Genomic DNA, 3,228 nt, shown 5'->3' on the forward strand with positions numbered 1-3,228 from the left:
GCTGAAGGAACAGCAACAAGTTTTACCTTAACATCGGCAACTGCAGAAACAACAATTTCTTATGATGCTAGTAATAACCCTGTTTATGGAACAACAGGAAACGCAAATATAGGTATTCAATATCAATGGTATCTTGGTGATCCTGCAACAGGAACAGCTTTAACTAATACAGGAGTTTATAGCACAGTAACAACAGCAACATTAAATATTAGTGATGTTAAAGGCTTAGGTGGTTCAGTATATTATTTAAAAGTTACCCATGCTGATAATGTGTGTATTGAAAGTGTAGGGAGTGCTACTTTATCAGTTTTTGATCCTTGTAAAATAGGAGCAATCTTAGGTACAGTAACCGCAAACGACCCTGATGCCGATGGTATTAATAATGTATGTGATTCAGATGATGATAACGATGGTATATCAGATACCGACGAAAATATAAATAATAAAAATCCAGATGCTGATGCTGATGTTGATGGTATTCCTTTATATTTAGATGATGATGATACTAATGCTGCTATAGGCGATGTAAATAATAGTATAGAAGCTGATTTTGATACTGATAACGATGGTATTCCAAATCATTTAGATTTAGATGCTGATAACGATGGTATTTACGATGTCGTAGAAGCTGGAGGAACAGATACTAATAATGATGGGAAAGCAGACCATTCTGGTGCCGATTATTCTGATACAGGTGGAATTCCAGATTCTGCTTTTTTTGGCTTTGGACTTACACCAACAAATACAAACACAATAACAGGTAATCCTGCGGATTTTTTAAATATAGATTCTGATGGTGATGGCTGTTCTGATGCTAATGAAGCATATAATAATGCTAATACTGATACAAATTCAGACGGTACTTACGGCGGAGTTATTACTTCAGCAGAGGTAAATGCGAATGGATTAGTAACAGGCGCAGCTTATGGCGCTCCTAATGCAAACTACACAATAGTAAGTTATATAAACTCGGTATGTTATATAGATATTTGTACAGAAGCAGCAGGAACTGATACCGATAATGATGATGTTAATGATATATGTGATGTAGATATTGACAACGATGGTATTTTAAACGAGAATGAAAATTGTAATAGCCCAGTATGGGGTACCGCACCACTTACTTGGATAGCAAAAGATGATTCAGGAACGATAAAATTAGCTGGCGGTATTGATATGTCTATTGATATAACAACGACAGCTACTGGTGATTTAGATGCTTTTGGAGGAACAGCTTTAAATTTATCAGCTACTGGTACTGGAACCTTTGGAACTTTAGATGATTTAGCCGTGCTTTTTGATCCTGCTGCTAATCAAGGAGCTTCTCCTGTTAAAATTCAAATAGATTTCACTAAAGAAATGTATAATCTGAATTTTAAAATTACAGATATAGATGCAGGTGGTTTTGGATTTAGAATGGATAAAGTTACAATTACTTCGGATGAAGGAAATCCAATACTTACAAAAGTAAGCGAAACCTCTTCATCTTTTACAGTAGTAAATAATCAAGCAACTGCAATTCGATATGCAACTTCTGATAAAGACAATAAAGGTACCATATTAGTACAAGTTCCTGATGGAGCAAAATCAATTACGATTATATACGAAGAAGTAGGAACAGTTAGCGACCCCGGTGTTAGAGGTATAGGTATTTTAGGTGATTTAAAATATTGTTTAGACACCGATAACGACGGAACACCAGATTCAAATGATTTAGATTCAGATAACGACGGATGTAACGACGTTTTAGAATCAGGAGGAATAGATGCTGATAATGATGGTATTTTAGATGGTACTGGCTTTGATGCAGATGGAAAAGTAACAGGAGGTGTTAATGGTTATGATGGCGCAACAGGAAACGAATATAAAGCAACGAAATTAACAGCTGACTTTACAGCATTAACAGACCAAACAGTAACCGAAGGAACAGGAACAAGTTTTACCTTAACATCAGCAATTGCAGACGAAGCAACAGCATATGTTGCAGGAGTTCCAACGTATGGAACACCAGGAAATGCAGATGCAGGTATTCAATATCAATGGTATCTTGGTGATCCTGCAACAGGAACAGCTTTAACTAATACAGGAGTTTATACAACTGTAACAACAGCAACATTAAATATTAGTGATGTTACAGGATTAGGTGGGAATAAGTATTATTTAAAAGTTACCCATGCTGATAATGTGTGTATTGAAAGTGTTGGGAGTGCTACTTTAACTGTGAATAATTTCCCCGTTGCAGACAACGATTCATCAACAGGAAATGTCCCAGGAGCAGATACCGTAGTAAATATAATTGACGGAGATGTTTTAGGAGATGGAACACAGGCAGATCCAACGGATGTAACAGTAGCATTAATTGCACCTAAAAGTGGAACTTTAAATGCGAATGGAACTGTAACAGTACCGGGCGAAGGAGTTTGGGCATATAATGATGCAACAGGCGAGTTGACCTTTAATCCAGATGCTGGATTTACAACCGACCCAACAGATATTACTTATACGATTACAGAAATAGCAACAACCTTAACATCAGCAGCAGCAATAGTACATGTTGAATATACTGAAGCAGATCCAATCGCGAATGACGATACCAATACAACTCCAGGAACTCCAGGAGTAGATGTTAGTATTGCATTATTACCAAATGATAAATTAAGTGATGGAAGCCAAGCAACGGTTTCTAATACAAGTATTAAATTAATAGCACCAAAAGGTGGAACTTTAAATGCCGATGGAACTGTAACAATACCAAACGAAGGAACTTGGACATTAGATCCTTTAACAGGAATTGTAACATTTAATCCAGATGCAGGCTTTACTCAAACGCCAACAGATATTAGTTATACCTTAACAGAAACAAGTACAGGTAAAACAAATGACGCAACAATAACAGCAGCATATACTGAAGTTGATCCAATCGCGAATGACGATACCAATACAACTCCAGGAACTCCAGGAGTAGATGTTAGTATTGCATTATTACCAAATGATAAATTAAGTGATGGAAGCCAAGCAACGGTTTCTAATACAAGTATTAAATTAATAGCACCAAAAGGTGGAACTTTAAATGCCGATGGAACTGTAACAATACCAAACGAAGGAACTTGGACATTAGATCCTTTAACAGGAATTGTAACATTCGATCCAGAACCAGGTTTTACCCAAGCACCAGCGACAATCGATTATCAATTAACAGAAACATCAACAGGCTTAACAGATAATGCA

At 36.5% G+C, this 3,228-nt stretch carries 1 protein-coding gene; it reads left to right on the forward strand.

Annotation, left to right across the window (positions count from 1 at the left end):
• Nucleotides 1-270: 270 nt before the first annotated feature.
• Nucleotides 271-3,228 (forward strand): beta strand repeat-containing protein (locus tag DPIF8902391_RS07485; RefSeq protein WP_394810815.1); only part of this gene is annotated, 2,958 nt, incomplete at its 3' end.

The sequence above is a fragment of the Tenacibaculum finnmarkense genomovar ulcerans genome, from assembly GCF_900239495.1.
Lineage (GTDB): Bacteria > Bacteroidota > Bacteroidia > Flavobacteriales > Flavobacteriaceae > Polaribacter > Polaribacter ulcerans.